Annotated in this window: 21 protein-coding genes; 11 read left to right on the top strand and 10 right to left on the bottom strand. The window is 56.6% G+C overall.

The annotated features are described in order from the left end of the window. Nucleotides 1-8 precede the first annotated feature (8 nt). Entirely contained in the window at nt 9-884 is an 876-nt protein-coding gene (locus KO536_RS14685; RefSeq protein WP_219262212.1) for a LysR family transcriptional regulator, read from the bottom strand. 208 nt (nt 885-1,092) lie between these two features. On the opposite strand from KO536_RS14685, the gene KO536_RS14680 reads away from it, so the two are divergent. Beyond that, nucleotides 1,093-1,674: a TetR/AcrR family transcriptional regulator gene (locus KO536_RS14680; RefSeq protein WP_219262211.1), complete on the top strand. Its 582-nt coding sequence runs from the start codon at nt 1,093-1,095 to the stop codon at nt 1,672-1,674. Nucleotides 1,675-1,701: 27 nt separating this feature from the next. Here KO536_RS14680 and KO536_RS14675 read toward each other — a convergent pair whose 3' ends face one another. Continuing rightward, a complete protein-coding gene (locus KO536_RS14675; protein ID WP_219262210.1) occupies nt 1,702-2,334 on the bottom strand; it encodes a TetR/AcrR family transcriptional regulator in 633 nt (210 codons plus the stop codon). 352 nt (nt 2,335-2,686) lie between these two features. Between KO536_RS14675 and KO536_RS14670 the strand changes: the two genes are divergently transcribed. Beyond that, nucleotides 2,687-3,790, top strand: a complete 1,104-nt coding sequence (locus KO536_RS14670; protein WP_219262209.1) for an alkene reductase — start codon at nt 2,687-2,689, stop codon at nt 3,788-3,790. Between the two features lie 62 nt (nt 3,791-3,852). On the opposite strand, the gene KO536_RS14665 is transcribed toward KO536_RS14670, so the two are convergent. The 4 genes from KO536_RS14665 to KO536_RS14650 form a co-directional block, all read right to left on the bottom strand. Then, on the bottom strand, nt 3,853-4,440 hold the full coding sequence (locus KO536_RS14665) for a flavin reductase family protein (protein WP_219262208.1): 588 nt from the start codon (nt 4,438-4,440) through the stop codon (nt 3,853-3,855). A 235-nt stretch (nt 4,441-4,675) separates the two neighbouring features. Beyond that, nucleotides 4,676-5,059, bottom strand: a complete 384-nt coding sequence (locus tag KO536_RS14660; RefSeq protein ID WP_219262207.1) for a nuclear transport factor 2 family protein — start codon at nt 5,057-5,059, stop codon at nt 4,676-4,678. A gap of 303 nt (nt 5,060-5,362) precedes the next feature. Beyond that, nucleotides 5,363-6,361 carry a LacI family DNA-binding transcriptional regulator gene (locus KO536_RS14655; protein ID WP_219262206.1) on the bottom strand — a complete coding sequence of 333 codons (999 nt, stop codon included), beginning with the start codon at nt 6,359-6,361 and terminating at the stop codon, nt 5,363-5,365. Between the two features lie 120 nt (nt 6,362-6,481). Further along, entirely contained in the window at nt 6,482-7,615 is a 1,134-nt protein-coding gene (locus KO536_RS14650) for a carbohydrate porin (protein ID WP_219262205.1), read from the bottom strand. A gap of 7 nt (nt 7,616-7,622) precedes the next feature. On the opposite strand from KO536_RS14650, the gene KO536_RS14645 reads away from it, so the two are divergent. Then, nucleotides 7,623-7,862: a hypothetical protein gene (locus KO536_RS14645; protein ID WP_219262204.1), complete on the top strand. Its 240-nt coding sequence runs from the start codon at nt 7,623-7,625 to the stop codon at nt 7,860-7,862. On the opposite strand, the gene KO536_RS14640 is transcribed toward KO536_RS14645, so the two are convergent. Further along, a complete protein-coding gene (locus KO536_RS14640) occupies nt 7,823-9,100 on the bottom strand; it encodes an MFS transporter (RefSeq protein WP_133079171.1) in 1,278 nt (425 codons plus the stop codon). The genes KO536_RS14645 and KO536_RS14640 overlap by 40 nt on opposite strands. Nucleotides 9,101-9,305: 205 nt before the next feature. Between KO536_RS14640 and KO536_RS14635 the strand changes: the two genes are divergently transcribed. Beyond that, a complete protein-coding gene (locus KO536_RS14635; RefSeq protein ID WP_219262203.1) occupies nt 9,306-10,781 on the top strand; it encodes a sucrose-6-phosphate hydrolase in 1,476 nt (491 codons plus the stop codon). 42 nt (nt 10,782-10,823) lie between these two features. Here KO536_RS14635 and KO536_RS14630 read toward each other — a convergent pair whose 3' ends face one another. Together KO536_RS14630 and KO536_RS14625 are read right to left on the bottom strand one after the other, a co-directional pair. Then, the gene (locus tag KO536_RS14630) at nt 10,824-10,958 is read right to left on the bottom strand and encodes a DUF2256 domain-containing protein (RefSeq protein WP_019827081.1); all 135 of its coding nucleotides are present in this window, start codon (nt 10,956-10,958) and stop codon (nt 10,824-10,826) included. Next, a complete protein-coding gene (locus tag KO536_RS14625) occupies nt 10,955-12,493 on the bottom strand; it encodes a cryptochrome/photolyase family protein (RefSeq protein ID WP_133079169.1) in 1,539 nt (512 codons plus the stop codon). Before KO536_RS14625 ends, KO536_RS14630 begins: the two co-directional genes overlap by 4 nt. 260 nt (nt 12,494-12,753) lie before the next feature. Between KO536_RS14625 and KO536_RS14620 the strand changes: the two genes are divergently transcribed. The 4 genes from KO536_RS14620 to KO536_RS14605 all read left to right on the top strand — a co-directional run bounded on the left by KO536_RS14620 (nt 12,754) and on the right by KO536_RS14605 (nt 17,302). Beyond that, nucleotides 12,754-13,545 carry a hypothetical protein gene (locus KO536_RS14620; protein ID WP_133079168.1) on the top strand — a complete coding sequence of 264 codons (792 nt, stop codon included), beginning with the start codon at nt 12,754-12,756 and terminating at the stop codon, nt 13,543-13,545. 115 nt (nt 13,546-13,660) lie between these two features. Next, nucleotides 13,661-14,539: a LysR substrate-binding domain-containing protein gene (locus tag KO536_RS14615; RefSeq protein WP_133079167.1), complete on the top strand. Its 879-nt coding sequence runs from the start codon at nt 13,661-13,663 to the stop codon at nt 14,537-14,539. A 386-nt stretch (nt 14,540-14,925) separates the two neighbouring features. Continuing rightward, the gene (locus KO536_RS14610) at nt 14,926-16,089 is read left to right on the top strand and encodes an MFS transporter (protein WP_374105709.1); all 1,164 of its coding nucleotides are present in this window, start codon (nt 14,926-14,928) and stop codon (nt 16,087-16,089) included. Continuing rightward, entirely contained in the window at nt 16,082-17,302 is a 1,221-nt protein-coding gene (locus tag KO536_RS14605) for a cyanate transporter (RefSeq protein ID WP_133079165.1), read from the top strand. Before KO536_RS14610 ends, KO536_RS14605 begins: the two co-directional genes overlap by 8 nt. Nucleotides 17,303-17,378: 76 nt before the next feature. Here the strand turns inward: KO536_RS14605 and KO536_RS14600 are convergent, their stop codons facing one another. Then, nucleotides 17,379-18,269 carry a LysR family transcriptional regulator gene (locus tag KO536_RS14600; RefSeq protein WP_219262347.1) on the bottom strand — a complete coding sequence of 297 codons (891 nt, stop codon included), beginning with the start codon at nt 18,267-18,269 and terminating at the stop codon, nt 17,379-17,381. Nucleotides 18,270-18,435: 166 nt separating this feature from the next. Between KO536_RS14600 and KO536_RS14595 the strand changes: the two genes are divergently transcribed. From KO536_RS14595 to KO536_RS14585, 3 genes are all read left to right on the top strand, one after another. Then, nucleotides 18,436-19,518, top strand: coding sequence for a 4-oxalomesaconate tautomerase (locus KO536_RS14595; protein ID WP_133079163.1), 1,083 nt, complete (start codon nt 18,436-18,438; stop codon nt 19,516-19,518). Nucleotides 19,519-19,648: 130 nt separating this feature from the next. Continuing rightward, nucleotides 19,649-20,953 (top strand): CitMHS family transporter, encoded by a 1,305-nt coding sequence (locus KO536_RS14590; protein ID WP_133079162.1) that lies wholly within the window; start codon nt 19,649-19,651, stop codon nt 20,951-20,953. A gap of 91 nt (nt 20,954-21,044) precedes the next feature. After that, a complete protein-coding gene (locus KO536_RS14585; RefSeq protein ID WP_133079161.1) occupies nt 21,045-22,298 on the top strand; it encodes an OprD family porin in 1,254 nt (417 codons plus the stop codon). Nucleotides 22,299-22,511: the final 213 nt, after the last annotated feature.

Genomic DNA, 22,511 nt, shown 5'->3' with positions numbered 1-22,511 from the left:
GACAGGCATCAGGTTTTTTTCAGAACCTGCTCGGTAATCAGCTGGACAAGTGACTTCACAGGCTCGGTGAGGCTGCGGCGCGCGCGATGCACGAGCCCGATATCACGATGAAATGTCCGTTGCTTCAGGTCTATGGCCCGAACCTCTGCCGGCCATCCTTGATGGGTTGCCGTTTCTGGAACCAGCGCAACGCCCACCCCATTGGCAACCAGCTTGATGATCGCATCCAGCTCATCGAGTTCGCATACTTCTCGCAAAACCACATGGGTTTGGCGCAAGAATCGGTCAACCTGCCGACCGCCGAAAGACGATCGGTCGTAACGTATGAATGGCTGGGTCGAGACCAGTTCAGACCAGTCATCCCCGGGCATGTCGGCCGGCACGATGAGCCGATAGGGTTCGCGCGCCAGCGTTGTCCATCGCAAGTCACTTTGAAGTGAGAAAGGCGGGCGGATGATCACGGCCATGTCGATCTCGCCAGCATCCACCTGATTGACCAGCTCCATTGAAAGGCCCGGAATCACTCGAGTCCTGCACTCCAGGAATTGTTGGTGAAACTGCGCCAGCGCTTCCGGTAAAAACGAGCGTTGCACAGAGGCAATGGCTCCAATCGTCACCAGAATGCTTGCAGGCAGCCCCACGGTTGTTGTGCCCAGATTCTTGAACTGGCGCACCAACTCCTGTCCCTGCAACAGCACTTGATGCCCCATCTGGTTGAGTTGGGCCGAGCGGCCTTGTCGGTCAAACAGCTCGACGCCGAGTTCAGCCTCAAGACGTTGCATTTGCGCACTGACAGCTGCCTGGGTCAGCCCTATCTTGCTGCCCGCAGCCGCAAAGGTGCCTTCTCTCGCCACGGCGATGAGGGTTTTCAATTCTTTAATCATGGTCAAATAATAGTTATGTTTACGCGGTAAATATATTCATTTCTGTTGTCGGTTGTCGGTTGTCGTCGGTGACGGTGAAGCCAACTCACCGGTTTCAGGGCGGATACGTCGTCTATGAGCACGTTGCCCATCGCTGGCTGGAGGGGCGTGTGCGCACCGTTTAAAAGCATGCGACCCGCGATGCTTTTTTGATAGCATGCGCCGCACTATGAAGAAACCAGTCCAAGACATGCGCCAGCACATCATTGATGTCGCCCGATCGCTTATGACCCACAAGGGTTACACGGCGGTTGGCCTGACCGAGTTGCTTGGCGCCGCCGGCGTGCCTAAAGGCTCGTTTTATCACTACTTCCGTTCCAAGGATGAATTTGGCCAGGCACTGCTCGAAGAGTACTTTGAAGAGTACCTCTCGCGGGTTGATGTGCAGATGGCCAAAGAGGGCAGCGGGGCAGAGCGACTGCTGAATTACCTGCGGTATTGGGCCAAGACACAGGCTTTTGATCACGCCGACCAAAAATGCCTGGTGGTCAAGCTGGGGGCAGAAGTGTGTGATCTCTCCGAAAACATGCGTGCCGTCCTTGAAAAAGGCACTGCGCTGATCATCGAGCGGATGACTCGCTGCGTTGAGCAAGGCAAATCCGATGGTTCCATCACCGCGCCCACTGAAGCCTCTGTACTGGCAGAAGCGCTTTATCAGATGTGGCTGGGTGCCTCTTTGCTGGTCAAGGTCAACAGAACCCACGCACCGTTTGATGTGGCGTTTGAAATGAGCCGTCGGCTGTTGGCCTGAAAAGCAGTCAGCGCAAAGCCAGCCTCATCATTGGGCAAGGGAAGGGGTGAGCATCGCCACGGCGGTGGCGCCGATGCCCTCAAGGTCTTCACGACTGGCTCCATCATGGGCCTGCAACGACATGCCTTCGAGCAATGTATTCAACGCACTGGCGAGAATGCTGGTATTGGTCTGCGGCTTGAGCTGACCGTCCTCAACCCCGCGATCCAGTCGTTGCTGCAGGTAGTCCCGACCTTCCTGGCGCAGGGCTTTGAGTGCCGCCGAAACCTCTGCGGCATCCTCTGAAACGTTGACCGCCGCGAGAACCACCATGCAGCCACACGGAGCCATGGGTTCTGTCAGGATGGCGGCTGATGCCTGGAAAAAGTCGCTGATGCCGCGCACCAGGTCCGGCTCACTGCCCATTTTCTCCCAGGTGGCATCCCAGAAGGTCGTTTCGTAGTAGTCGACGGCTTCCAGAAACAACTTGGCCTTATTCCCAAACGCCGCGTACAGGCTGGGTGGGTTGATACCCATCGCGGTACACAGCTCTGCCACCGATGCAGGTTCATACCCGCGCCTCCAGAACACCGTCAGGGCCCGAAGCAGCGCCTGGTCGCGGTCGAACGTGCGAGGGCGCCCCTTGGTGCGCGGAGCGGAAGATGAGATGGCGTTGGTCATGGGGCGGACTACCTTAATGCCTGTCGCCAGAAAATCGCGTCTGGAGACGATGTTTAGGGGCCGATGATACACAAAATGACCCGAGCCCGTTGTGCGGTGCCAGCTGGCGGCAGTTTGAGGCAGGCCAGATACGACAGACCGTTGATCGTGAGTCATCCTGATCTTGGATCATTTGTAGACGACCGGTCTATTTATATCTTAGGATACCTGCACCATTCACCCGGCTCGAACGCTGTATCGAGCTGGGACGCGCTGATGGATCTATTCCAGGCAGCGCTTAAAGATCCCTGACCAGGGCAAAGCGACTTTTTATTATCTAAATAGACAACTGGTCTATTAATTCAGGTTGACCATGACAGACAACAGTAACCGTACCGACTTGTTCACCCCCGTCACCATGGGTGACATTGAACTGGCTAATCGCATCGTAATGGCCCCTGTCACCCGCAGTCGCTATGGCGAAGACGGTATCCCCAACGAGATGCACGCGGAGTACTACGCGCAGCGTGCCACTGCCGGTTTGATCGTTGCCGAAGCCACCAATATCTCTCCTCAAGGCCGTGGTTATGCCGCTACGCCCGGCATCTGGAGCGATGAACAGGTTACAGGCTGGAAGAAAGTTACCGATGCCGTGCACGCTGCGGGCGGCAAGATCGTCAGCCAGCTCTGGCATGTGGGTCGTTTCTCCAGCGTAGAGTTGCAGCCAGACGGCGTTGCGCCGGTTGCACCTTCTGCGATCCAGGCTGAAGGTCAAACCTATACCGCGAATGGTTTTGTTCCGGTGTCGATGCCTCGAGCACTCGAAACCGATGAAATTCCGGGGATCATCGAACAGTACAAACGCGCTGCCGAAAATGCCAAGCGCGCCGGTTTTGATGGGGTGGAAGTTCACTCTGCCAATAGCTATCTTCTGGATCAATTTCTGCGCGACTCGACCAACCACCGAACCGACCACTACGGCGGCTCGATCGAAAACCGTGCACGCCTGACCCTGGAAGTGACAGACGCGATCGTCAAGATCTGGGGCAATGACCGCGTCGGTATCCGCTTGTCTCCGGTTACACCCGACGCCGGTAACACCCCCCCGGACAGCAACGTGATGGCACTGCACGGCTACCTGATCCAGCAGTTGAATGCCTTCAATCTCGCCTACCTGCATTTTGTTGAAGGGGCGACTGCAACTTCCCGTGAAGTGCCGGAAGGTGTGGACATGGACGCCCTGAGCGCACAGTTCAATGGCTTCTTTATCGGTAACAACAACTACGACCTGGAGATGGCAATCGAGCGTCGCGCCCAAGGCAAGATCGATGCAGTTGCATTTGGTCGGCTGTTCATTTCCAACCCTGATCTGGTTGAGCGCTTGCGTCGTGACAGCGAACTGACCATTGCACCACGGGAGTCCTATTACGGTGGTGGCGCCAAGGGCTACACCGACTGGCCTGTCGGCAGCTACTGATCACGGCTGTATCAACGCGATATCCAAATCGATCGACACCGTGATCAACAATGCTGGCGACGTCACGTGACGTCCTTGGCCTCCACACTCAATGCTTCGCCGATGGCATAGAAATGGCCTCCCGCGATGTAGTGCAGGCTGCGAAGGTCCGAATGGGCGGTTTCAAAGTGCCAGTGCCCATCGCTGAAGACTCGGGTGTCTGCCCAGGCACCCACCACCTCGCCGATAAACAAGTCATAACTCGCCTGGTTGTGAGGCTCGTGTATCAACTTGCACGCAAGCCACGCCGAACAGCCCGCAACGAAGGGCAGGTCATGGCCGGGCATGCTGAATAACTGGACATCGCTCCTCGCCAGTTTGTCCGGCGTATCGGACAGACTCATGCTGCCAACATCACTGGTCAGTTTGAGCTGGGCCACGGTTGGAACCTGGATCACGAAAACGCCACTGCCCTCTACCAACTCACGAGTCCGGGTCATCTTGTCCAGCACTACAGTCACTTTTGGCGGTGAAAAATCCAGCGCGCAGGCCCACGCGGCGGCCATGACATCCTTTACCCCGTCGTGCTGAGCAGATACCAGTACGGTAGGGCCGTGATTGATCAGCCTGTAGGCCTTTTCAAGGGGTACAGCGGCAATGTGGTCGTCCATCGTTACTCCAGAAAAAAAGGCCTCGAATCCATGAATGGACCGGGGCCGTTCAGGTTTAAACCGAAGCCGTTCTGCTCAGGTGAAGCTGAAGGCTTTCATGGCCGCCTACGATGAGCGACCCGATGGCAGGGGTCAATTCGGTCTTCGAACCGGGCGCTATATTTAACCTTTGCCACTTATTACGCCCGCTGGTTTTTACCCGCGTCTACGCGCCTCGGGAATGCGTCTGCACGGATCAGGGGGCCACGTGGGTGTGGTAAATCTTGCTGACTACGGTCCACTTGCCTTCAACTTTCAGCAGGTTGAAAAAGTCGGTGAAACAGAAGCCGGAGATGTCATTGGTATCGATGCGTGCACTGGCAGCCGTACCGACGATATCGATGTTGACGATTGCGCTCTGGGCTTCTGGGGAAGGGCGGAATGCGTTGTCGATGATGTCGAACAACCCTTGAATCGGGCCGCCGGTGAGTTTGCTCTCGGCGTCTACGCCAAAGATCGTGGCCTGCTCGCTGAAGGCAGGTTTCATGATGCTGCTGTTGGCGTGTTTGCCACCTTCGTTGTACTGGCTCAGTACGGCGACGATTGCGTTGTATTCCTGCACGTAAGTCGGATTGCTCATGATGGGGTCCTGTTTGTGGGTTCGCTCAACCATTAATGTAGTGCTCACTACTTAAGTGTGTTTATTCTATAGCGAGCACTACAGTTTGTGCCAATGATTTCGTGGGCGGTCGTCGGGTGTGATGTAAATGGCAAGGCTTCGCCTCAAACGGGTTACCGTTCAGGCAATACATCAGCGAGCAGGCGAAGCGCCGCTGAGCACGGGAAGGCTCCAAGGGCGGGCATACAGGGGGCACGAGCAGCTTCGTGCCAAGGGCAATGCACGTGTGGTTGCAGTGGTCGTGTTTTAACGCGGCACGCAGCGTTACAAGGACATGCGCTCGACAAGGGGGCAGGGAACCTTGTGAGTGTAGGGCTCATCCTTGTTTTCGATCAGGTGCAAGGCGGCACGACGGCCCATTTCGTAATAGGGCAGTTGAACGGTGCTCAGGGGCGGGTAAAACAACTCCGCGACTCCGATCATGTTGTCGAAGCCAAGCACTGCAACGTCCGCCGGAATTCTCAAACCCTGGCCAAGCAGGAACTGATAGGCAATCAGGGCGATCCGGTCGTTACCACACACCAGCAGGTCGAAGGTCGGCTTTGCCGGTGACTCGCCCAATTGTCCCTTGAGCGCTTCAATGGTTTCGAGGTACTCGTCATCCGCAGACAAATCATATTGCAGCACACTGTCCATCGGGATACCTGCCTCTGTGAATGCACGTGACAAGCCCTGCTGGCGCAACTTCCAGGCAATGCTGTGGCGGGGCAGATTAATGCACAGCGGGCGCCGATAACCCCGTTGAAGTGCCTGACTCACCGCCTTGTACTGACCCTCTTCGTCATCAGAGACATAACACGCCACACCCGGGCTGGAGCTAATGCAGTTGCTCAGCACCAGCGGGTAGCTGCGCAGCGCCTCAGGTATCTCCAGCTCGCGCAGTTCCATGGAACTGAACACGATTCCGTCTGGACGATGTGACAGCATCAGATCGATGGATCGCGAATCCGGTGGGCTTTCGAACACGTTGATGATCAGGACGTTCCAGCCGTTTTCCCGTGCAGTGTGCTCAAGCGACAGCAGCATGTTCACGGCGAAAGGGGTCGTCGCGGTGTCCAGGGCGAAAACCCCGATCAGTTTGCTGCTGAAATGCCCGCCGCGAATATTGCGTGCGGAGAGATTGGGCACATAGCCCAGAGTCTCGATGGCTTGGCGGACAGTCGCCAGGGTTTCGGCATTGAGTTTTTCGGGAGTGTTGATCGCTCGAGACACGGTCATCAGGGAAACCCCCGCCAACCGTGCAACATCTTTAACCGAGGCCATTTACGAATGCCATTGAGTTTTCTCCATGCATGAAAGTCATGTCCGGCAAGAGCATGACATCATGGCAATGGTGACGTAAATGACCGAGTCTTTCTCCCGCGTCGGCTCGACCGTTTCAGGTCAGAAAAAATAATACTTGAAGCGCACCCGGGCACCATAACGATCGCTGTCGTCATTTGCCCGACTCCCATCGTTATCGGGAAGGTTGAGCATTGACCAATAGGCACCTAGATCAATATTGAAGTTGTCCATGTCCATGACATGGGTGATGCGATAGGACGTGTGGATCGTGTGAATGTCATACCGGCCAGGAACAGTTGCCACACCGTCTTTGGCAACCAGATCATTCATGTTGAACGCTTGAATATCATTTTTGGCAAAAATGTAGCCGAGTTCAAAGTTGCGCCACAATATATTGCTCCCGGCACTGAAGTCTTTTTCATCCTTGGCGTTCATGTAGGCCGTGCTGATATTAAAGACAATGCCGTTGGAGGGATCCTCCTTTAATGAGTTCCAGGTAAAGGTCGCACCATATCCGGTGCGTTGTGACTGGTCTTGAATATCTCCCGAGGCATCGCGAAAGCCATACGCATTGCTGACGATGTTGGTTTCCATCGCCAGCGCGATGGAGGCTTTGTCGAAACGTAACGCGGCGACGGGCCGGACGTAGGCTGCATTTTTTTCATTTTCCAGCACATTGCCGTGATAGCCATTGTCGGCAAACAGGGTGGTGCCATCCTTTACCAGGGTATTGAGTTCGAGGTACAGCGGTCCTGCCTCCTTGCTCAGCAGTACCGCGCCGCCACCGCTGCTGCGCCCACGTCCTTCTTTCATCATATAGATGTAGCCGAAGCCATCGCTGTACAGGTCGTTGGAGGTATTGCCCGAATACTGGATGAACGTGTCCTGGTTAAGCGGGAACATGTCGTAGGCTTCAAAACGGCCAACTTTGATTTTCCAGTTTTTCTCCTGACCAAAAAAGAACGCCGCATCATCAGCACTCAAGTTCCCGGACACATTAACCAGTGGCTGAACGCTAAAGCCGGCGAACTGATCATTTTTGCCTTTGCGGTAGCCATCGAGTCCTAAAAGAATTCGCCCGTTGATATCCCATTTTTCCGAGTCACCGACACGCCAGTCTTTATTGTCATCGGTTTTGAACGACGTCAACTGACCCGCACTACTGGCGGCATCAAGGTTGAACTCTACATCGCCGTAAACTTTCAAATCGCCGTGTTCCGTAGTCCAGGTCATATCCGCCATGCCCGACGAAGAAAACATGCCCAGTAAACAAACAACTAAACTCTTTTTCATGGCCGTGCCCAATCAAGTTATGGACGCACTTTCCCTTGCCCAAGGAATGGGTGGGCGTGCGATTTTTTGTTTTTGTGTGCTGCGCGAGCAAGCCCAGCGACGTTCAATGCTCAACGTTCTGCTTTTTAGTGCGCAAAGGCACCGCCGCTACACGACTGCTGTCGTGGCCGGTGGTGAAGGCGCGTGATCCGGGACGGTGGAGCAGGGGGTTCGAGAAGACTCCGAGCGCAAGGTCAAGCACGAGATCAGGAGGCAAACGCCCACGACTCCCGCCATCAGGACATACACGCTGGAAAATCCAATATGGTCATAGCCATACCCGGCGACGGGGGCCAGGAACATGGCGGTCAACGACTGGGCAGCCTGGAAGCCCACGAGATAGATGGTCGAAGACAAGCGCGAATCGAAATTACCGGCAATGTACTTGAATGCGGAGACGAGCAAGATCGGCACTTCGAGGGCATGCAACATTTTGCAACTGGCTATCACCCACACATCCACGGCCACTCCGGACCCCAAAATGCGCACGAACATGATGGTGCCTGTGAGGATCAAGCCATTCTTGGCTCCGATCCGCGATACCAGCCAGGGCGCGAACAGCATGCACAGCGCTTCAACGAAGACCTGTGAGGAATTCAGATAGCCGTAGGCGCGTATCCCGTCTTCCGGGTTCGGATAAAAGGAGGAAAAGTACACGGGGAACTGTTGGTCATAGACCGCGTAAATCCCGCAAACCCCGGTCATGAACAGGCCGAATGCCCAGAAGCGGGGCAGGGTCATGAGCACCCAGAAATCCTTCACCCGCAACGGGTTGGCAAACGCCTTGGCAGTCCGGGATGTTGAGTCGCAATACTTGCCCAGGTCCATGCGAAACAGAATCAGCAGAAAGATGATGCCGGAAGCCGTGCTCATGTAGAACATGATGTTGGGGTTGATACTGAACATGACCCCTACCACACCGGTGGCAGAAGCCCAGCCCAGCGATCCCCACAGCCTGGCCTTGCCGAACTCGAAGCCCATGTGGCGCGATAACCGCTCCGTGTAGGACTCCATCAGTCCAGCCCCTGCGAGCATGGCAAAGCCCAGAAATGCGGCACCCACCACGACGCCCAGTACCAGGTTCGTGGCCAACAGCCAGGAGTAGACATAGATACAAAAAGGCGCAGTGCAGCAGAGCAGGACACCAATCCAGACCAGCAGTTTTTTCGACATGCCCAGTCGATCCTGGAGCACGCCATAGAAAGGCAGGATAAGCATGGCCGCAATGGTGTTGGCCGCAAAGACCATGCCCGTTTCGGCGCCATTCAGACCTATCGCTTTGTGAATCCAGATAGAGAACAGCGAGAAGCTGGATGAGAATGCGAAGAAGAAAAAATAAAGCAAACCACTGACTTGCATGTACTCGATTTTTCTAGAAGCGCGCATTGAGGCACCCTCTTGTTTTTATTTTTGATAACGTTAACATCGAAGATATTACGCGCTTGGCGGTTGCTCGCTGTCAAGCGTAATTCCAGGGGAGGGCCTCAGGGATTGATTCTGATGGCGCGAGGTTTACCCCAACCCGGATGCGCCAGCGACAGGGACGGACCAGAGAGCTGGCCACTCAATACCCATTCAAACAAGGATAATCATGCACGCTGTCTTGCTGGATAAAGCGCATCACGCCATCAAAGAAAAACTGCCCGAACGCGGCAACGATCATCGCCTCGGTTTTCATCTGTCGCCCCCTGTGGGGTGGATGAATGACCCGAACGGGCTGGTGTATTTTCGGGGTGAATACCATGTGTTCTACCAGCATCACCCGTACTCACCACAGTGGGGGCCCATGCACTGGGGACACGCCAAAAGCCGTGACCTGGTGCATTGGGAACACTTGCCCATTGCACTGGCGCCCAGTGAGTCCTATGACCGGGACGGGTGTTTTTCAGGCTCGGCAGCGGTGGTCGACGATACGCTTTACCTGATCTACACCGGGCATGTCTGGCTGGGTGAGCCACGGGATGACAATCAGATCGAGCAGGTGCAATGCCTTGCCAGCAGCACCGATGGCATCACCTTCATCAAGCACGGGGTGATCATCGACACACCACCGGCTCCTGAGATCAAGCATTTTCGCGACCCCAAGGTCTGGAAGCGCGGGGAAGAATGGTGGATGGCCCTGGGAGCCCGCAAAGGGGATGACCCGCAGCTGTTAATCTATCGCTCTGCGGACCTGTACCACTGGGAATACCTGAGCTGTGCCCTGCAAGGCGTGCGCGAGTCAGACGGCTACATGTGGGAATGCCCGGACCTGTTCGAACTCGATGGCAGCGACGTTTTCCTCTATTCGCCCCAAGGCCTCAAGCCCAGTGGCTACGACAACTGGAATACATTCCAGAACAGCTACCGAGTGGGCCAACTGGACGACAGCGGCCACTTCAACACGAGCGCAGCCCTGCACGAGCTCGATCACGGCCATGACTTTTATGCTGCCCAAACCCTGCTGGCACCGGACGGGCGACGCCTGCTTTGGGCGTGGATGGACATGTGGGACTGCCCGATGCCAAGTCAGGCGCAACACTGGTGCGGCGCGCTGTCCTTGCCCCGTGAGCTGAGTCGTGAAGGCGATCGCCTGCGCATGCGTCCCGCCCGTGAGCTGACTGCGTTACGCAAGTCCCGACACGGGCTGCAGATTCCGGTGGTGGAGTCTGCCAGTCGCCCCCTCGATGTGCGTGGTGCACTGCTTGAAATTGAACTCGAACTGGATCTGGCTGGCAGCACCGCCGAACACTTTGGTCTCGCGCTTCGCTGCAGCGAAGATCAACACGAGCGGACGTTGTTGTACTTTGATGCCATGGCCCGTCGCCTGGTTCTCGACCGGCAACATTCGGGTGCGGGCGTGAGCGGTGTTCGCAGTGTTCCGATAAGCCCGGAACAGACCCGCATAGCACTGCGGATTTTTCTCGATCGCTCATCGATCGAGGTGTTCGTCGACGACGGTGCCTACACCATGACCAGCCGGATTTATCCACGGCCCGACAGCCTCGGGATAAGCGCTTTTGCCGTCAACGGAACAGGGGTGTTTGGCGATCTCGAGGCCTGGGAGCTGACCGACCTTAAAATCTGACCTCATCCGGGATGAGCCCATTGGCACTGCCCGCCAATGGGCTCACAGGTGCTTGCTACGTCGGCAACGCTCTGAGCAGTAACGCACCTCATCCCAACAGCGAGCCCACTTCTTTCGCCATGTGAAGGGCAGGCCACAGGTCACGCAAGTTTTGACGGGCAACTCGCTCTTTTTCAAAGTGACTCGCCTTTATCCAGTGTGGCGAGCAACAACTGGCCTCGCTGCCACAGCGCCTGCTGTTTGGATTCAGGCATCCGGTCAAGGTTTTTATAAATCATGCCCATGCGCTGATTGCCCCGCAAAAGCTCACCGTGACGCATCAGGAAGTGCCAATAGAGCGCGTTGAAAGGGCAGGCGTCATCGGTGGTGCTTTCGCTCACTTTGTAAGCGCAGCCTCGGCAATAGTCGGACATGCGCTTGATGTACTGGCCGCTGGCACAGTAAGGCTTGGACCCCAGATAGCCGCCATCGGCGTGCATGACCATGCCCAGCGTGTTGGGCAACTCCACCCAGTCGAAGGCATCCATGTAGATGGCCAGGTACCACTCGCATATTTGACTTGGCAGGATGCCGGCGAGGAGGGCGAAATTGCCGGTCACCATTAGCCGCTGAATATGGTGGGCGTAGGCATGTTCGAGGCTTTGGCCGATGGCTTGGCTCATGCAGTTCATTTTCGTGTCGCCTGTCCAGTAGAACTCTGGAAGCGACCGGGTGTTGCCGAATACATTGCCATCGGCATAGTCGGGCATCTTCAGCCAGTAAACCCCACGCACGTATTCCCGCCAGCCGATGAGTTGGCGAATAAAGCCTTCGGCGGCATTGAGTGCAATGCTGCCCGACCAGTACGCGGACTCCACATCGCTGCACAGCTGGCGAACATCCAGCAAGCCAATATTGAGCGCAGCACTGATGCGGGCATGAAACAGAAATGGCTCGTCGCTGGCCATGGCGTCCTGATAATCGCCGAAGGCTGCCAGGCCCCAGTCCAGGAAGTAGCTCCACAAGGCCTGAGCCTGGGCGTGAGTGACCGGGTAGTCGAATGTATCGAGGGTGCCATAGTGGGTGGTGAAGTTTTTTGCCACCAGCTCCAGTACATCCCGGGTAATGGCATCGGGTGAGAAGCGGGCGGGCGAGGGCGGCTTGATGCCTTTGGGCAGCGCCTTGCGGTTTTCTGCATCAAAGTTCCAGGCGCCCCCGACCGGGCTGCCATCGCCGTTGAGTAACAACCCGCTCTTGCGCCGCATCTCTCGATAGAAATACTCCATGCGCAGCTGCTTTTTGGCATTCGCCCAGGCGGAAAACTCAGGGCGCGAGCAGAGAAAGCGAGCATCGCCATGCCACTGGATCCCCGCGCCACACGCCTTGAGTGAATGCTCCAGACGCCAGTCACCGCACTCCGTCATATGGATTTCATCAGGCTGCAGGAGTGCTTCCCAGCGCCGTAATTCACCTGGCACAGATCCGCTGTTGTCCGGGTCATCGAGCTTGACGTACTGCACCCGGATTCCACGCTGTTGCAGCGCCTCGGCGAAATGGCGCATGGCACTGAACACCAGAACGATTTTTTGCGGATGATGGGGGACATGGCTGGCTTCCTCCATCACCTCGACCAGCAGCACGGTGTCGTTTTCGGTATCCAGACCCTGCAATGAACGAAGGTCAAAAGACAATTGGTCGCCCAAGACGAGGCACAGTCGGCGGGTAGCATTCATCGAGCAGATTTCCGTTGAGTAGACACGTGTGAAGGCCTGGGGACTTCAAGGCGAAAGGAAGTCAGGATGACTTGTACAGTATAAAATTATTGTACAAGTATTTCGTGTCTGGCAGGCAGGAAAACGCCTGCGATCTTTTCCGATAAGCGCCCATTCCCGGGGCTTGCGTGCTGGGTATCGAATACGGTTTTTTTCAAATGTATGTGTGTTGCGGCCGTGTTATAACGCGTGCATCCGTATAAAAACCCTAAGAAAAAACTATGCCCTCGATCTTGTATTCCGTTGATGTCAATTCTTGGTACCTGTTGGTCTCCATGCTGCTGGGTTTATGCGTGGCGGCTTTCGCGGGGAAGATGACCTGGGGTCAAAAAGTCAGGCGTGACGCTGCGTTTGATGATGAATTGAAAGTCGTACTGGGTGGGACGCTGTCCATGTTTGGTTTGCTCATGGGCTTCATTCTTTCGTTTGCAATCAGTGGTCTGAACACCCGGATGACGGCTGAAGAAAATGAAGCCATTGCCATTGGCAATGCCTTCCAGCGTACAACGTTGCTGAGCGAGTCCCAGCAAGAGCAAGCCGAAAAAATGCTGATGGACTACCTGGCTATCCGCATTTCATTCTTTGCCACGGAGGATGACGACCAGCGCGCAGCCATCCGGTTGGACTCCATTAAAATGCAATCGCACATGTGGGCTTTGATCAGCAAGATTGCCAAGGAAAAACCCAGTTCGGTGATTGTCACGGCCCTTAACGCCACGAATGAGTTGTATGTGTCGCAACAAAAGACGATGGCCAGCTGGCGGCCTCAAATACCCGGTGTGGCGTGGGCACTATTGATCCTGTTTGCCGTCTGTTCCAACTTTTTGATTGGCTACAACGTCAAGGGCAGCCGGGGTGGAAACACCCTGGTCTGTGTGATGCCGATATTTACAGCTTTGGCGTTATTCATGATTGCGGAAATTGACGTTCCCGGCAAAGGCATCATTCAGGTGGTTCCAGATAACTTGAGGGCTCTTATAGTGACTCTGGAACACGGTGGACTGACTTTATAACCAGCTAAAGCTGCTTGCTTTAGAGGCACTTGATAATAAGTGCTCAAGCGTGGCGCCCCCTTGCCTGTCTTGTGTTCTGGCATGGAGGTGCCTACGGAATCCGGGGTAATGCACCATGAATAACGATCATAAACCCGCCAGGCCGATCTTTGACCTGGACATGCTCAGAACGATGGTGATGGTCGCCGATTGCGGCAGTTTCACCACCGCTGCGACCAGACTGCACTCCACTCAATCCACCGTCAGCCAGAAGGTGCGCCGACTGGAAGAACTTGTGGGGCACCAGTTGCTTGATCGAAGCAGCCGGGAAATACGTCCCACTGATGCCGGCATCATCCTGTTGGGGTATGCGCGCCATCTTCTGGCCGTGAGCAATCAGCTGGGCGAGGCGCTTTCGAGCGGAATGAGCGTCACCATACGGCTCGGTGTTCCTGATGATTTCGCCGCAAGCAAAACCATGCCCGTGCTGGCCGCCTTCAATCGCAAGCACCCGAAGGTGAAGCTGGAAATCATCAGTGGATTGAGTTCAGACCTGCTTCGCAGCTATGACCGCGGCGAGCTGGACCTGATCCTGATAAAACAGCGACGCCACAGCCGTGAGGCCAACGCTTGCCGATCAGAAACCATGGAGTGGATTGATAGCGCGACACGTCCGTGTTTCGACCAGGACCCTATACCCCTGGTGACATTTCCGTCACGGGGACTCTATCGGGATGACATGATCAGCGCGCTCGAAGCCCTTGGCCGTACGTGGCGTATCTGCTTCACGGGCACCAGCCTTGCCAGTATTCAGGAGGCAGTGGCCAATGGGTTTGGTGTCAGCCTGCTTCCAACCCGGGCAGTCACTCCTGATCACAAGGTGCTGGGTGTCGAGGACGGGTTGAGCCCGATTACCGCATTCGAGATAGCCGTATTCCATCGCCCGAGCATCGACCCGGTGATCAAAGAACTGGCTGATGTGCTCATCCAGATAGTGGATGAAGAGGTGCATTGATCAAGCGTGCCGGGTGAGCGAGGCATCTGGCGCCAGGGCGATGTCTCTCAGTACGCCTATGCCACTCTTTAATGTACGCAGATGACCTGCTGTTGGCAGTAGCGGTCGAAGCCACTTTATTAAAAATCCAAATACTTGGGATTCCTTTTATTAACTTTCAATAGGACGTAGTGCCGGTCTAGGATCCGTTGCAAGGACGTGGATGAATCAAGGCCCGCCGGGCCATCCCGTTCTACCTGGGTTATCCAAAACTACAACAACGAGTGCTGCGTATAGACGGGTGGCAGCTACAGGCTGCGGGCGCTCTCGATGCCTGTTCTGGACAGAACGCCAAGGCACTGTCGAGGCACACCCCCCCTAGTTCGCTCAGCGCATCAGGGTCCCATATGAATAGCAATCCCAAGATACTGCGTGCCTCCCTCATCTTCATTGCGTGTACGGCGTTTATCGTGTGTGGTGTTCAACCCATTTTCATGGGGTTGCTGACAGATCAGTTGAATCTGTCGCTGGATCAACAGGGCTGGGTGGTTTCAATAGAAATGGTCGGGATGACATTGGGCACCATTATTTGTCCACCGCTGATGAAGCGCTTCAGTGCAAGAAACCTGTGCCTCTACACAGGCATGCTTTGCGTGGCGCTCAGTGTCGCCACGGCATGGGCATCAACGAATAATCTGTTGCTGGTGGTGCGACTGCTTGCCGGGACCTGCGCGGGATTGATCTACGCGTATGCCGTATCAACCCTGGGTCGCCTTCCCAATCAGGACCGCTCATTCGGGTTGATGCTGCTTTTGCAAACGCCTGAATATTCGTTTTTCTCCGCAGCATTGCCCATTCTCGCGGTACAAAGCGGAATCGTGACCGCGCTGTGCTCTTTCGGCCTGTGGTACGTCCTGATCTGTGTTGCCAGCCTTGCGCTGCCGCGCAAGGTGGCTGACACCAACGGGACGCTACAAAGAGTCGCTGCCCAGGATGGTTCGTCACGGGAAGGGCGCAGTGCGCTGGTCGGAATGCTGTTCATGCAAATCGCCATTTACTGCGTGTGGGGCTTCATCGATCAGCTGGCACGAGATCAGGGTATTTCCAGTGTCGATATTGGCTGGGCATTTGGTCTTTCGGCTATCGCCGGTTTGCCGGGCGCAGCGCTTCCAAGCCTGCTGGGTGGCCGTGTCAATCGCCGCTTCATGATTGGCCTGGGCTTGCTGTCCGTGTTTGTGTCGATTGCCATGCTCACCTCGTACACGCGCACACCCACTCAACTGTTCGCCGCTCTTTTCTTGCTGCAATTCGGCTGGGTACTCGCGCTGTGTTACTACATGGCATTGATTACCACCAACGATCCCACCGGCAAGCTGACGCCTCTGGTCAGTATTACGCTGATGGGGGCTGCAGCCGTGACGCCTGCGGCCATTGCGCTGCTGGTGCAGGGCTCCAACCACCAACTGATCTTTGTGCTCGGCACAGGTGCACTGCTGGTGGCCTTCGCGGTGACTTGCCTGGGCGGGCATGCTAAGGGCATCTGGCGCGAAAGAAGTGCGTGCCATGACTGATCGCGCTTCGGCTTTCATCGCAGCCTGCGCGCCGCGTGCAGGCAAGGTGTCACTGACCGCACTGGTGCTGCTGGTGCTGCTTGGCTTGAATTTGCGGCCCTTCTTGACTTCGGTTGGGCCCGTGCTCGATTTGGTGCGTGGTGACATTGGCCTGGATTTTCGCGCCGCCGCAATGCTGACCACCTTGCCCTTCGTGTTGATGGGGCTGATGGCCTTTATTGGTATAGGTCTGGCCCGGCGCTTTGGGGAAAGGCAGGCGCTGACCGGCGCATTATTGCTGCTGATGCTCGGGTGTGCGTCACGGGCGGTGGTCAAGGACGGCGCGCAGTTGATCGCCTGCGCGGGTATCGCCGGCACCGGCGTGGCGGTGATCCAGGCTTTGGTGCCGGGGATCGCCAAGCGCTGGTTTCCTCAACAGATAGCGATGGCGATGGGGCTTTACTCGGCGGCACTGGTCGGCGGCGGGGCGCTGGGCTCGCTGGCAAGCACGTGGCTCACTGCCTATGGCGGCTGGAGGTTGGGGCTTTCCGTGTGGGCGTTGCCGGCACTTGTCGTGCTCCTGCTCTGGCTGCTTTGCGCGCCGCGCACACCACCGCTGGTTGCGAGCGGACCTGCTCCGGTTTTGAGCAGCTTCTTCAGGAACCGGCGAGCGTGGCAGCTGGCTGCCTACTTTGGACTCACCAACAGCGGCTATTCGAGTCTGGTTGCATGGTTGCCGTCCTTCTACCAGCAGCAGAACATGGGCCTGCAGGCTTCGGGCAACCTGCTCGCCTGGTTGGCGATATTCCAGGCGACGGCGGCATTCGCCATGCCGATGCTGGCACGGCGCAGTGCTGACCGACGCGGGCCCTTATTGCTTACGATAGCGCTGCAGACCGTGGGTTTCGCCGGTTTCGCCCTGGCTCCCAACGCCGCGCCGTGGGTGTGGGTTGCACTGGCCGGGTTTGGCCTCGGCGGTTTTTTCTCGCTCAGCCTGATTGTCGCGCTCGACCATTTGCCCGGCGCCCAAGCGGCTGGCACCTTGGCAGCCTTTGTCCAGGGAGTTGGTTTCTTGCTCGCATCAACCGCTCCCTGGTTGATCGGCTGGCTGCTTGACTGCGGTGGCAGCTTCATTACGGGGTGGTGGTTACACATTGGGGTTCTCGCCGTGATGGCGATGCTGACGCTCAACTTCTCTCCAGCGAGCTACCGCCCCAGCATGGGAGAGAGGTGAGCCAGGCTCAGCCAGGCATGCCGCGCGTCCGGGTTTTGCGGGCGCTACGTGATCGAACGCCGCCTCGTTCCAGTCGTCATTGCTCCCACTGCTCCAGCAATATGGCGACGAATTTTTCCGCTGCCGGCGACAGTGACGCGCCTCGCCGGTAAACCAGCCCCAACGATCGGTTCACAACCGGATCTACCAGCGGGACGCTCACCAGCGTTGGGTGATCCACTGCCGGCATTGCCAGGCTGGGCATGGCCGACACTCCCAGACCCGCTTCCACCAGGCCAAGCGACGTTGACAGGTGCTGCACCTCATAGAACCACTGCGGACGCCAGCTCAAGCCCGACAGGGCGTGGTCAAGCAGCATCCGGTTGCCGCTCAGGCGGCCGACTCCGATAAGACGGTAATTGCTGAGTTCTGCCCAGGATACCGAGCTGCGCTCTGCCAGCTCATGATCGCGTCGGCAAGCCAGAACAAAAGGCTCGTTCACCAACGGCACGAACTCAATGTCCGGGTGCTGGCCGCTCATCATATTGATGCCAAAGTCGGCTTCACCGCGCAGAACAGCCTCCAGTCCTTCGTTCGCACTCTGATCCAGAAGCCGGATTCGGATTTGTGGATAGCGCTCGTTATAAAGACGTATTACCGACGGGAGAAAGTAAAAGGCCGCTGTCGGGATGCAGGCCAGCGTGACACGGCCGCTCTGGCGCTCTGCCAGCTCCCGGATGTTGAGAATCGAATCGTCGAAGTCATCCAGCAGGCGTCGAGCCTTGGGCAGAAAGTCCCGCCCAACGCTTGTGAGACTGACTCGTCGAGTCGTACGGTCAAGAAGCGCTGTCCCTAATCCGTCTTCGAGCTTTTTCATCCTGCGGCTTAACGCCGGCTGAGAAAGATGCAACGCATCCGCAGCCTCGTGAAAGCTGCCAAGTTCTGCGATTTTCACGAAAGATCGTATGTCATTCAGCTCATAATTCATCATTTTGATCCAGACCGAAGAGAAAGGTGCGTTCAAATCATCCTAAATTTATCATTCGTCAAACGCAATAATCCGGCTGATATTTGCATTGGAAACAATTTTCGAAGCCTGCGACTCTTGCATCCAAGACATCAATCACCCGGATTGATCAACAAGAGTCCGTCCCATGCAAAGAATTCCCTGTGTGCTGATGCGCGGTGGTACCTCCAAGGGCCCGGTATTTCTCGCCTGGGATCTACCGGCTGCAATCGAAGAACGTGACGAGTTGCTGCTCAACCTGATGGGCTCTGGCCACGAACTTGAGATTGACGGTATCGGTGGCGGCAGCCCGCAAACCAGCAAAGTGGCGATCGTAAGCCCGTCGCTTCACGCTGACGCTGACGTCGATTATCTGTTCGTTCAGGTCATGGTCTCCCAGCGTCGGGTCGATACCGCGCCCAATTGCGGCAATATGCTGTGCGCCGTCGGCCCGTTTGCCATCGAGCAGGGGCTGGTGAAAGCGTCCGCCGATGTGACGCGGGTGCGTATTCGCAACCTGAACACCGGGACATTTGTAAACGCCGAGGTACAGACCCCCGGCGGCAAGGTCAGCTATGAAGGCGACACTGCCATCGACGGCGTACCGGGCACCGCCGCGCCTGTGCAACTGACGTTCCTGGACGCTGCTGGCAGCAAGACCGGCAAACTGTTCCCCACCGGGCACACACAGGATGTGATCGACGGTTTTGCGGTGACCTGCATCGACATGGCGATGCCGATGATGATCGTCGAGGCCAGCCAGTTGGGTAAACAGGGCGATGAAAGTCCCGCTGAACTGGATGCCGACGTTGAGTTTCTGCGCCGACTGGAATCCCTGCGCCTGAAAGCCGGTTTTGCAATGGGCCTGGGCGATGTCAGTGACAAAGTGATTCCCAAGCCGGTGCTCGTGTCACCGGCCAGGTCTGGCGGTACGATTCAGGTGCGCTACTTCATGCCTCACACCTGTCATCGTGCACTGGCAATCACCGGAGCCATTGGCCTGGCGACCGCCTGTGTCACGGAGGGCAGCGTGGTCTCGCAACTGCTGGGCAACGTTGATGAGCCCCGTTTGAAACATGTGCGGATTGAACATCCAAGCGGCGGGATAGACGTTGTATTGTCTTACACCGGCGCTCGGGAAGAGACCATTCGCGCCTCGGTCGTGCGCACATCGCGCAGGCTGTTCTCCGGTTTTGTTTACGCTACAGCTTCCCAACGACTCGCCGGATAATTTCCCCCAGGTCATTGCCGCTTTTGCATCAGCACACCGCCAGACATCGTTGGTTCATGTCGTCCGGCGGGAATGGGGTCGTGCGCCTTTGCGCCGGCCGCACTCATTATAAAAACAAGAGAATTGACCTATGCTCGCATTTCTTGGTTTGGCCATGGTGGTCGTTTTCACCTTCCTGATAATGACCAAACGGCTGTCACCCATAGTGGCGCTTGTTGTCGTGCCGATCGTATTTGCCGTCATTGGCGGTTTTGGCGGCACCACCGGCAAAATGATGCTCGATGGCCTGAAAATGGTGGCGCCTTCAGCTGCGCTCCTGTTGTTTGCCATCCTGTTCTTCGGCTTGATGATTGATGCAGGCTTGTTCGACCCGCTGATCCGCAAAATCCTCAAGCGCGTCAATGGCGACCCGATGAAAATCGCGGTCGGCACTGCACTGCTGTCATTGCTGGTCGCACTCGACGGCGACGGTACAACCACCTACATGATCACCTGCGCTGCGATGTTGCCGTTGTACAAGCGCATTGGCATGAACCCGATGGTTCTGGCAACCATCGCCATGTTGTCCTTGAGCATCATGAGCGGCATGTCTCCTTGGGGCGGACCTGCTACCAGGGCCATCGCGGCCCTGGGCCTGGACGCCGGCGAATACTTCGTGCCGATGCTGCCGACGATGATCGGAGGCGCCATGTGGGTAGTCTTCACGGCCTTCTTGCTGGGTCGTGGCGAGCGCAAGCGCATTGGCAATATCCAATTGCAAAGCGGCGGGGGTAATTGCTACATCAAGGCCATCCTTGAAGACACACCCTACAAGCGCCCCAGGCTGGCCTACATCAACCTGCTGCTGGTGATCGCGGTGATGGTTGCGCTGGTGATGGGGATCATGCACTCGGCGATCCTGTTTCTGATCGGTTTTGTCCTGGCATTGATGATCAACTACCCGCAACTGGATATTCAGAAAGAACGCATCCTGGCCCACTCCGGTAATGCGATGACCGTGGTGTTGCTGGTGTTTGCCGCTGGCATCTTTGCCGGGATCTTCTCGGGCACCAAGATGGTCGATGCTCTGGCTCAAACGCTGGTGGACTGGATTCCGCCGTCCTGGGGGCATCTGTTCCCGCTGGTGGTGGCGATCACCAGCATGCCGCTGACGTTCGTCCTTTCCAACGATGCTTACTACTTCGGGGTGGTGCCGATCCTGGCCAATGCGGCGGCGGCCTATGGCATAGACCCCCTTGAAATCGCACGGGCATCGGTCCTCGGCCAGCCCGTGCACCTCATGAGCCCGCTCGTGGCTTCGACGTTGCTGCTGGTGGGCATGGTTGACCGTGATATCGGCGACTTCCAGAAAGCCACCGTCAAATGGGCGGTGTTCACCTCCCTTGTGATTACGACACTGGCCTTGCTGACCGGGGCGATAAGCCTCTTCTCCTGATCCACCCAGGCCTCCTGCTTTTTATCGACGCGCCTCGACGGTGAGGCGTGCGCAGTCCTGCACCCCAAATAACAACAATGAGAAGTTTGCCATGACCTGTTTACATACCCGGTGGACGTTGCTTTCTGTTCTGGGACTGCTACCCCTGGCGAGCGCCAGCGCAGACGGATTTGTCGATGACAGCAAGCTCAAGCTGCAATTGCGCAACGTGTACTTCAACGAAAACTTTCGCGACGAGCATGGCTTGAGTGCGAAATCAGCAAGAACGGCGAAGAGCGAACGAACCGAGTGGGCCCAGGGATTGCTGCTCGATTACCAATCGGGATTTACCTCCGGAACCCTAGGCTTGGGTATTGATGCGCTGGGCCTGCTGGGGGTCAAGCTCGACTCGGGTCGCGGTCGCAGCGGCACAGGACTGCTGCCTGTGCATGACGATGGTCGGGCGGCCGACGAGTTTTCAAGCGCCGGGATAACGGCCAAAGCCAGGCTCGCCAGAACCACCCTGAAGTACGGAACCCTGCTCCCCAAAACACCGGTGCTGATCTACAACGATGCGCGTCTTTTGCCCCAGACCTACGAGGGCGGCCAGATCATCAGCAGTGATATCGAGAACCTGACCCTGACAGGGGGGTATCTGGAACGTTTCAAGTTGCGGGACTCCACTGACAGCATTGCACTGGTGCCCGACGGTTACGGTGGCGATAAATCGGGGGATTTCAGCTACGCCGGTGCTGAATACAAAGCAGGCAAAACCATCCGCCTCAGCTATTTCTACGGGGAGCTTGAGAACTTCTACAGGCAAAATTTTGCCGGAATCCAGCACGATCTGCCCATCGGCGCAGGGGTACTCACCAGTGACCTGCGCTACTTCAACAGTGTCGATACGGGGTCGGCCCATGGGGGCAGGATCGATAACGATATGCTCAGCGGCCAACTGAGCTACGCAATCGCGGGCCATTCCTTTGGCGGCGGCTACCAGACACTCAGTGGCGATGCCGGGCTGCCCTATATCAGCGGCGCAACCGTGTACTCCTTCAGTAACGCGGGTATCGGCAAATTTATTGAGGAAGACGAGAAGACCTGGATGCTGAACTATGGCTACAACTTCGCCGCCGTGGGTGTACCAGGGCTGACATTCGCCACCCGCTACCTGAGCGGTAACGACGGCAAGTCCAGCAGTACAGTCAAGGAATGGGAGCGCGATGCCGAACTGGCCTATGTGGTGCAGCAAGGTTCACTCAAGGGGTTGGGGGTCAAGCTGCGCAACTACGTCTATCGTTCGGACTTCTCGCGAGGACGTGACAGTAACCGGGTCTACCTGACTTACGATATCGCGCTCTGGTAGTGCCTGTTATATGTCAGTTATGTCGCTATCAATGGTGGGATATAACCCAAAGTGAGGTTGTTATTCCATCAAACCAGTTCAAATGAGATTTATAGTACGTTCTAATCTATTCAAATGACTTTGAAATGATTGGAGTATTGGTCTTTGAAAACATCGGCGCTCTTACCTTTCGGCCTCGCTCTGCTCGCGACCTGTGCAACGGCTTTTGCGGGC

The organism is Pseudomonas sp. NKUCC02_KPG (assembly GCF_019345465.1).
Classification (GTDB): Bacteria; Pseudomonadota; Gammaproteobacteria; order Pseudomonadales; family Pseudomonadaceae; genus Aquipseudomonas.
The sequence above is the reverse complement of the archived record's forward strand: the minus strand, read 5'-3'. Positions and strand labels throughout refer to the sequence as shown.

Excerpts from the sequence above, each read along its gene's own strand:
- KO536_RS14635 (WP_219262203.1), top strand. The coding sequence starts at position 9,306 with ATGCACGCTGTCTTGCTGGATAAAGCGCATCACGCCATCAAAGAAAAA.
- KO536_RS14615 (WP_133079167.1), top strand. The coding sequence starts at position 13,661 with ATGAATAACGATCATAAACCCGCCAGGCCGATCTTTGACCTGGACATG.
- KO536_RS14600 (WP_219262347.1), bottom strand. The coding sequence starts at position 18,269 with ATGAATTATGAGCTGAATGACATACGATCTTTCGTGAAAATCGCAGAA.
- KO536_RS14675 (WP_219262210.1), bottom strand. The coding sequence starts at position 2,334 with ATGACCAACGCCATCTCATCTTCCGCTCCGCGCACCAAGGGGCGCCCT.
- KO536_RS14645 (WP_219262204.1), top strand. The coding sequence starts at position 7,623 with ATGCCCGACGAAGAAAACATGCCCAGTAAACAAACAACTAAACTCTTT.
- KO536_RS14650 (WP_219262205.1), bottom strand. The coding sequence starts at position 7,615 with ATGACCTGGACTACGGAACACGGCGATTTGAAAGTTTACGGCGATGTA.
- KO536_RS14625 (WP_133079169.1), bottom strand. The coding sequence starts at position 12,493 with ATGAATGCTACCCGCCGACTGTGCCTCGTCTTGGGCGACCAATTGTCT.
- KO536_RS14655 (WP_219262206.1), bottom strand. The coding sequence starts at position 6,361 with ATGGCCTCGGTTAAAGATGTTGCACGGTTGGCGGGGGTTTCCCTGATG.
- KO536_RS14640 (WP_133079171.1), bottom strand. The coding sequence starts at position 9,100 with ATGCGCGCTTCTAGAAAAATCGAGTACATGCAAGTCAGTGGTTTGCTT.
- KO536_RS14605 (WP_133079165.1), top strand. The coding sequence starts at position 16,082 with ATGACTGATCGCGCTTCGGCTTTCATCGCAGCCTGCGCGCCGCGTGCA.
- KO536_RS14595 (WP_133079163.1), top strand. The coding sequence starts at position 18,436 with ATGCAAAGAATTCCCTGTGTGCTGATGCGCGGTGGTACCTCCAAGGGC.
- KO536_RS14685 (WP_219262212.1), bottom strand. The coding sequence starts at position 884 with ATGATTAAAGAATTGAAAACCCTCATCGCCGTGGCGAGAGAAGGCACC.
- KO536_RS14670 (WP_219262209.1), top strand. The coding sequence starts at position 2,687 with ATGACAGACAACAGTAACCGTACCGACTTGTTCACCCCCGTCACCATG.
- KO536_RS14590 (WP_133079162.1), top strand. The coding sequence starts at position 19,649 with ATGCTCGCATTTCTTGGTTTGGCCATGGTGGTCGTTTTCACCTTCCTG.
- KO536_RS14610 (WP_374105709.1), top strand. The coding sequence starts at position 14,926 with ATGAATAGCAATCCCAAGATACTGCGTGCCTCCCTCATCTTCATTGCG.
- KO536_RS14660 (WP_219262207.1), bottom strand. The coding sequence starts at position 5,059 with ATGAGCAATCCGACTTACGTGCAGGAATACAACGCAATCGTCGCCGTA.
- KO536_RS14585 (WP_133079161.1), top strand. The coding sequence starts at position 21,045 with ATGACCTGTTTACATACCCGGTGGACGTTGCTTTCTGTTCTGGGACTG.
- KO536_RS14680 (WP_219262211.1), top strand. The coding sequence starts at position 1,093 with ATGAAGAAACCAGTCCAAGACATGCGCCAGCACATCATTGATGTCGCC.
- KO536_RS14665 (WP_219262208.1), bottom strand. The coding sequence starts at position 4,440 with ATGGACGACCACATTGCCGCTGTACCCCTTGAAAAGGCCTACAGGCTG.
- KO536_RS14620 (WP_133079168.1), top strand. The coding sequence starts at position 12,754 with ATGCCCTCGATCTTGTATTCCGTTGATGTCAATTCTTGGTACCTGTTG.